The sequence below is a fragment of the Pseudomonas floridensis genome (assembly GCF_002087235.1).
Classification (GTDB): domain Bacteria; phylum Pseudomonadota; class Gammaproteobacteria; order Pseudomonadales; family Pseudomonadaceae; genus Aquipseudomonas; species Aquipseudomonas floridensis.
In genome coordinates, this window is record NZ_MUIO01000178.1 from 1 (window position 1) to 6,388 (window position 6,388).

The 6,388-nt window shown below is 60.4% G+C and carries 8 protein-coding genes; 7 read left to right on the forward strand and 1 reads right to left on the reverse strand.

Annotated features, from left to right (window positions below):
- The 6 genes from BZK31_RS27695 to BZK31_RS27720 all read left to right on the forward strand — a co-directional run.
- Positions 1 to 526, forward strand: a 526-nt coding sequence (locus BZK31_RS27695) for an iron-containing redox enzyme family protein (RefSeq protein ID WP_083186369.1), incomplete at its 5' end; no start/stop codon positions are given.
- Positions 513 to 1,322 (forward strand): SDR family oxidoreductase, encoded by an 810-nt coding sequence (locus tag BZK31_RS27700; RefSeq protein ID WP_083186370.1) that lies wholly within the window; start codon positions 513 to 515, stop codon positions 1,320 to 1,322. The genes BZK31_RS27695 and BZK31_RS27700, both read left to right, overlap by 14 nt.
- Positions 1,319 to 1,963: a tetratricopeptide repeat protein gene (locus tag BZK31_RS27705; protein ID WP_083186371.1), complete on the forward strand. Its 645-nt coding sequence runs from the start codon at positions 1,319 to 1,321 to the stop codon at positions 1,961 to 1,963. The genes BZK31_RS27700 and BZK31_RS27705 overlap by 4 nt, the downstream gene beginning before the upstream one ends.
- Before the next feature lie 10 nt (positions 1,964 to 1,973).
- Entirely contained in the window at positions 1,974 to 2,636 is a 663-nt protein-coding gene (locus BZK31_RS27710; RefSeq protein WP_083186372.1) for a response regulator, read from the forward strand.
- On the forward strand, positions 2,633 to 4,000 hold the full coding sequence (locus BZK31_RS27715; protein ID WP_083186373.1) for an ATP-binding protein: 1,368 nt from the start codon (positions 2,633 to 2,635) through the stop codon (positions 3,998 to 4,000). Before BZK31_RS27710 ends, BZK31_RS27715 begins: the two co-directional genes overlap by 4 nt.
- A gap of 251 nt (positions 4,001 to 4,251) precedes the next feature.
- Positions 4,252 to 4,689: a DUF3757 domain-containing protein gene (locus BZK31_RS27720; RefSeq protein WP_083186374.1), complete on the forward strand. Its 438-nt coding sequence runs from the start codon at positions 4,252 to 4,254 to the stop codon at positions 4,687 to 4,689.
- A gap of 67 nt (positions 4,690 to 4,756) precedes the next feature.
- Here BZK31_RS27720 and BZK31_RS27725 read toward each other — a convergent pair whose 3' ends face one another.
- Positions 4,757 to 5,632, reverse strand: a complete 876-nt coding sequence (locus BZK31_RS27725; RefSeq protein ID WP_083186376.1) for an EamA family transporter — start codon at positions 5,630 to 5,632, stop codon at positions 4,757 to 4,759.
- Positions 5,633 to 5,860: 228 nt separating this feature from the next.
- On the opposite strand from BZK31_RS27725, the gene BZK31_RS27730 reads away from it, so the two are divergent.
- Entirely contained in the window at positions 5,861 to 6,349 is a 489-nt protein-coding gene (locus tag BZK31_RS27730; RefSeq protein WP_083186375.1) for a cyclophilin-like fold protein, read from the forward strand.
- Positions 6,350 to 6,388: the final 39 nt, after the last annotated feature.

Here is a 6,388-nt window from a genome sequence, read left to right on the forward strand (position 1 = left end):
GATGGCCTGCGGCGCACGTCTGCCGAGCCGGCTGGAATGGCTTCGCGCGGCGGTATGCGAGTACATCGAAGACGAATACGGTCATGAACAGTGGATTCTCAACGATCTGCGGGCCTGTGGTGCCAATGCGGATGCCGTGCGGGACGGCTCGCCCGCGCGCCCCATCGAACTGATGGTCGCGTACCTTTACGACCTGATCGCACGCGGCAATCCCGTGGGGCTGTTCGGCATGGTCAATGTGCTGGAAGGCACCAGCATCGCGCTGGCGACCCACGCCGCCGACAGTATTCGCGAGCATCTGGAACTGCCCGCCACGGCATTCAGTTACCTGAGCTCCCACGGCAGCCTGGACATCGGTCACATGGAGACCTTTCGCACCCTGATGGACCGCATCGACGAGCCGCAGGATCAGGCGGCCGTGATTCACGCGTCGAAAATCGTCTACCGGCTGTACACCGACATGTTCCGCGAACTGCCGGGCGTCAGCGTGAGTGAATGCAGAGAGTATGCACATGCAGCTGTCTGAAGCCCGAGTGGTGCTGACCGGCGCCAGCGGCGGTATCGGTCTGGCGATTGCCGAAGCGCTATGCAGCCACGGCGCGCAAGTGCTGGCCGTGTCGCGCCATGAACAGCCCTTGCGCGCCCTGCTCGCCCGTTACCCCGAAACCCTGCATTGGGTAGAAGCCGATCTGACCCATGAAGACGGTCGGCAGCACGTGGTGAACGCGGCGCAAGACCTGCACGGCGTCAATCTGCTGATCAACGCGGCGGGCACCAACCGGTTCGCGATGCTGGAACAGCTTTTGCCCGACGACATCGACGCTATGCTGACGATCAACCTGCACGCGCCGATTCTGCTGACTGCAGCGATGCTGCCGGTGCTTCGGCAAGCCAGTCAGGCAATGGTGGTGAATGTGGGCTCGACCTTCGGCTCGATCGGCCACGCCGGGTACACAACTTATTGCGCGAGCAAGTTCGCCTTGCGCGGCTTTTCCGAGGCGCTGCGCCGCGAGCTGGCAGACACCTGTATCAACGTCCTGTACGTTGCACCCAGAGCGACCCGGACCGGTATGAACAGTCCGGCAGCGCAGGCATTGAACGAGGCGATGAAATCCGCTGTCGATGATCCGTTACACGTGGCGCATGCCGTGGTGCAGGCCATTGCCGTGGGCAGGCGAGAGCTGTACTTGGGCTGGCCGGAACGTTTTTTTGTAAAACTCAACAGCATTTTGCCTGCGCTGGTCGACCGAGGCCTGCGTAAACACCTACCCTTGATTCGTCGTCTGAGCGGTACTCACCCGGAAGAGAAACAGACCCTATGAAAAAAATCGTATTGGCCCTCGTAGGCCTGATCAGTCTGCCAACCTGGGCACTGGATGCGCCTGACCAACAACGCCTCAATGGCATCCAGCAGGATTGGCGGCGTATTCAGTACGACCTGCCCAAAAATCAGCAAGTCGCCGCGTTCGAAAAGCTGGCGACTCAGACCACAGCCTTCGTCAAGGATCGTCCGACCGCGGCTGAGGCCTGGATCTGGTCCGGTATCGTCAACAGCAGTTGGGCCAGCGCCCAGGGTCCGGGCCTCGGCGCACTGGAAAAAGCCAAGCTTGCCAAGGCCGATCTGGAAAAAGCGTTGAGCATCGACCCCGACGCCCTGCAGGGCTCGGCCTACACCAGCCTCGCCGTGCTCTACGACCGCGTTCCGGGCTGGCCGTTGGGGTTCGGTGATTCGGACAAGGCCGGTGAGTTGCTGCAACAGGCATTGAAAATCAACCCCGATGGCATCGACCCACTGTATTTCTGGGGTGACCATCAATACCGTCAAGGCAAGTACGCCCAGGCTCGGGACGCCCTGAACAAAGCCTTGCTGGCGCCTCCACGTCCGGGCCGCGAACAGGCGGACGCCTCGCGCCGCAAAGACATTCAGACCCTGCTGGTCGATGTGAACAAGAAGCTCGACTGACGGAGTCGCCATGCGCCTGCTGCTTATCGAAGACGACGCTGCCCTGGGCGAAGGTATCCATCAGGCCCTGAGCCGCGAAGGCTATACCGTCGACTGGATTCGCGATGGCAGCAGCGCCTTGCATGCGTTGCTCAGTGAGACCTTCGACCTGGCGATCCTCGATCTCGGCCTGCCGAGGCTGGACGGCTTCGAGGTGCTGCGGCGGTTGCGACACAGCGGCTCGACCCTGCCGGTCATGATCCTGACCGCACGCGACTCCACCGAAGACCGTATCACCGGCCTTGACACCGGGGCCGATGATTATTTGATCAAACCCTTCGACGTTTCAGAACTCAAGGCCCGCCTGCGTGCGCTGTTGCGCCGCAGTGCGGGACGCGCCAAGGTGCTGATCGAACATGCCGGCATCAGCCTTGACCCCGGCACCCAGCAGGTCAGCTATCACCGCGAACCGGTTGCCCTGACTCCCAAGGAATACCAGTTGCTGTATGAGCTACTCTCGCCACCGGGTCGGGTAATGACCCGCGAACGTCTGATGCAGCTGCTCTACGGCTGGAACGAGGGGGCCGAGAGCAACACACTCGAAGTGCATATCCACCATCTGCGCAAGAAGTTCTCCAGCGACTTGATCCGCACCATCCGGGGCGTCGGGTATCTGGTGGAGGAGCGTCCTTGAAGTCGATCCGCCGCCGCACCCTGACGCTGATCATCGGCCTGCTGCTGGCCGGCCTGCTGGTCCTGACACTGTTCAACGTGCATGACAGCAATATCGAAATCGCCGAAATCTACGATGCTCAACTGGCGCAGAACGCACGGTTGCTGGAAGGCGTCATGCGCATGCCGCTGGAGCGCCAGGAACCCGCGCAACTCTACGAGGCGTTCAATCAGGCGCTGGCTCAGGCAGAACCGCGCATCGACGGCCATCCCTATGAGAGCAAGATCGCCTTTCAGGTATGGGACAGGGACGGCCGCTCACTGGTACGCACCGCCAGCGCACCGACCTTTACTCATCCACCGGAAACGGCTGGATTCAGCAATTTTCCGGACCTGAACCGCCATCAGTGGCGCGCGTTCGTGCTCAAGGACACGCAGAATGGCCTGCGCATCTGGGTGGGAGAACGTGACGATGTGCGATCGGATCTGGTCAACCGTATCGTGCGCCATACCGTGCTGCCCAACCTGATCGGCAGCCTGCTGCTGATACTCGCCATCTGGCTGGCCATCGGCTGGGGGCTCAAGCCGCTGGCCAACTTTGCCAGCACGCTGCGGGGTCGCCATCCGGGCTCGCTGCAACCGCTGACCCTGACACCATTGCCCAGCGAACTGGAGCCCATGCAGTCGGCACTGAACCGGCTACTGGGGCAGATTCACGATCTGATCCAGCGTGAGCGTCATTTCATCGCCGACGCCGCTCACGAAATGCGCACGCCGCTGGCAGTGCTCAGGGTGCATGCGCAAAACGTGCTGGAAGCGCACAACGAAGAACAGCGACGCGAATCGCTGGGTTATCTGATCATCGGCGTGGACCGCACCACCCGGCTGGTTAATCAACTGCTGACCATCGCCCGACTGGAGCCGGTCCCGTCGCCAACCCGCAAACCACCACTGGAACTGGTGAGCGCGGTTCGTGACAGTCTGGTGCAGTTGACGCCTTGGGTATTGAACCGAGGGCTTGAACTGTCATTCGACTGCCGCGAAAGCCAGCACGGCGCGAACATCGACTTCGCCGCCCTCGACATTGCTCTGCACAACCTCGTCACCAATGCCGTCAACTTCTCGCCTGAAGGCGGTCAGGTGACGGTCGGCCTGTCGTTTAACGATGATCACTTTCTGCTGACCGTAGATGATCAAGGCCCCGGTATCAACGAGCAGGAGCGTGAGCGATTGTTCGAGCCCTTCTACAGCCGCGACAACGATCAGGGTGTAGGCCTGGGCCTTGCCATCGTGCAGAAAGTCGCACTGCTACTGGGCGGAGAAATCCGACTCGATAACCGGCCAGAGGGCGGGCTTCGGGCCAGCCTGCGTTCGCCGTTGGGTTGAACAGACTGCATTCTGAACGCTGCCAACCGTGACCACGCCGGTCCGGCAAAAATCAGTCGGCATATAACTATGTATGGGCAAGCGCGTCAGCCCCCCTGTCACCATGTGTCTGCCCGCTCGCTCAAACCGTTCACCACGCACGAACGGGCGAGGCAGGAACCGACCAATATTTTCCAATCAGCCGGGCAGCCATCCCGCGAAGGCGGTTGAACGGTAAAAGCACACAAGCACATGCAGATAAGGGATTACTCATGTTTAAAACACTATCGAGCCTCACCATTGCGGCTTTTCTGATGGCCACAACCCTGGCCGCTCAAGCCAGCGAAAACTGCCCTGCGGTTTCAACAATCGAACAGGTTTCGCCCGGCGTCTATCGGGCAAACGGAAAAGAGGGCGAGTGGTCCGGCGTTCGCCAAGGCGTAATAGCAAGCAAGACGCCAATCAACGCGTTCAAGGTTGCGCTTGCCATTCAGGAAGACAGGGCGACACCGCAAACCTTGCAACATTGCACCTATGAAATCGGCACTAACGACACGCTCGACATGCGATTCATCGCGCACACTTCCGGCAAGGGAGCCATCAAAACCCAGGGCAGCGCCTGGAAACAGGAAAACGGCCCGTTCGGCCTGATCTATAACGTTTGCGAGAACACCGCACCGGAAACCTGCACATTTACGCTGGTGCAGTAAGTCGCAGAGTGCTCAAGCCGCTTTGTCCAGGCTATGCAGGCTGGGCAAAGAGGCTTGCTGATGACCGTCAGTGACCCGCTACGGCTGCTGGTTCTCTCCGCCCACTCCAGCGACTGATCCACAGCGACACCAGAATCAACACGCCCCCCATCAACAGCCGACTCACCGGTTCATGCTGATTCCAGATCATCAGGTTGATCAGCAACCCGACCGGCACATGCAGTACGTTGAACACCGCAAGCGTGGCACCCGAAACCATGCACGCGCCCTTGTTCCACCAGTACATGCCCAACGCGGTCGAGCACAGGCCGAGGAACAGCAGCACGCTCCATTGGGTCGGGTCTTCGGGCAGGCGTTGCACGTTGCCGAACGCTAAAAACGCGGGAAGCACCACCGCCAGCGCGCCCAGGAAGAAGTAGCCGAAGCGGCGATAGTGCGGCAGGTCGCTGGGGTAGCGCACCACCAGTCGCCGATACAGTACCTGCCCGGCGGCGTAGGTGAAGTTGGCCAGTTGCAGCAGCAGGAAACCACCGAGGAAGTCGCCGTCCAGACCGTCGTAGCGAATGACGCCCGCGCCCAGCACGGCAACCAGCGCGGCCAGCAGAGCCCACGGATTGAATCGACGGTTCAGGGCGTCTTCGATCAGCGTGACGTGCAGCGGCGTGAGAATGGTGAACAACAGAACTTCCGGCACCGTCAGCACTTTGAAGCTCAAGTACAGGCAGACATAAGTGACGCCGAATTGCAGTGCACCGATCAGCAGCATGCCGCGCATGAAACCTGGCTCGACCTGACGCCAGCGGGTCAGAGGAATGAACACCAGCCCGGCCAGCACGACACGAATCAGCACCGCGAAGTAACTGTCGACATGGCCCGCCAGGTAGACGCCGATCAGACTGAAGGAAAACGCCTGGATCAGCGTCACGATAAGTAGATAGCCCATGCTTGCCCCTTTTTTGAAGGCCGCGACCATAGCGGGTTGCGGCCGGGGCTGTCCACCGCGCGCGACACCGATCCTGCCCCTCGCAGGGCGACGTTCATCTCGGGTGGGCCGATTACTGAGCACACCTCACATCGTCATGTAGCACCAGCCGGGTAATGCGGGAAAGAAGCTGCCGTATGCTTGCGCCAACCCATTGTCCACGCTTCAGTCGTTACAGGCGTAAACCCAATGACCGCTAAAACACTGCGCGTTTTTTATTCCCATACCGCGCTGACCGCTCTGCTGTGTATCGGTGCTCTTCCCGCGCTCCTGCCGAACTACGCCCATGCAAACACAAACCAGACGGCCTACCAGGAACACCCTATGCGCATCGCAATGCTCGCCCATGGCAAAACGCTGACATTCACGCTTGAAGACAATCAGACCGCCCGAGACTTCGTCGCCCTGCTCCCGCTCGACGTGGTTCTGGAAGACTACGCCTCGAACGAGAAGATCAACGTGCTGCCGCGCACGTTGAGTACCCAAGGCGCAGCGCCGGGCATCACGCCGGCAGCAGGTGACTTCGCCTATTACGCGCCTTGGGGCAACATCGCGATCTTTCACAAAGGCTTCAAGTATTCACCGGGACTGATAAAGCTGGGCAGGCTGGAATCGGAGCTGGACCTGATTCGCCAACCCGGGCCGCTGAATGTCAGGTTTGAATGGCTCGAAGACTGAACACAAAAAACCTGCCGATGGGCTAATGCTGTTCACTTA

Excerpts from the sequence above, each read along its gene's own strand:
- BZK31_RS27700 (WP_083186370.1), top strand. The coding sequence starts at position 513 with ATGCAGCTGTCTGAAGCCCGAGTGGTGCTGACCGGCGCCAGCGGCGGT.
- BZK31_RS27705 (WP_083186371.1), top strand. The coding sequence starts at position 1,319 with ATGAAAAAAATCGTATTGGCCCTCGTAGGCCTGATCAGTCTGCCAACC.
- BZK31_RS27710 (WP_083186372.1), top strand. The coding sequence starts at position 1,974 with ATGCGCCTGCTGCTTATCGAAGACGACGCTGCCCTGGGCGAAGGTATC.
- BZK31_RS27720 (WP_083186374.1), top strand. The coding sequence starts at position 4,252 with ATGTTTAAAACACTATCGAGCCTCACCATTGCGGCTTTTCTGATGGCC.
- BZK31_RS27725 (WP_083186376.1), bottom strand. The coding sequence starts at position 5,632 with ATGGGCTATCTACTTATCGTGACGCTGATCCAGGCGTTTTCCTTCAGT.
- BZK31_RS27730 (WP_083186375.1), top strand. The coding sequence starts at position 5,861 with ATGACCGCTAAAACACTGCGCGTTTTTTATTCCCATACCGCGCTGACC.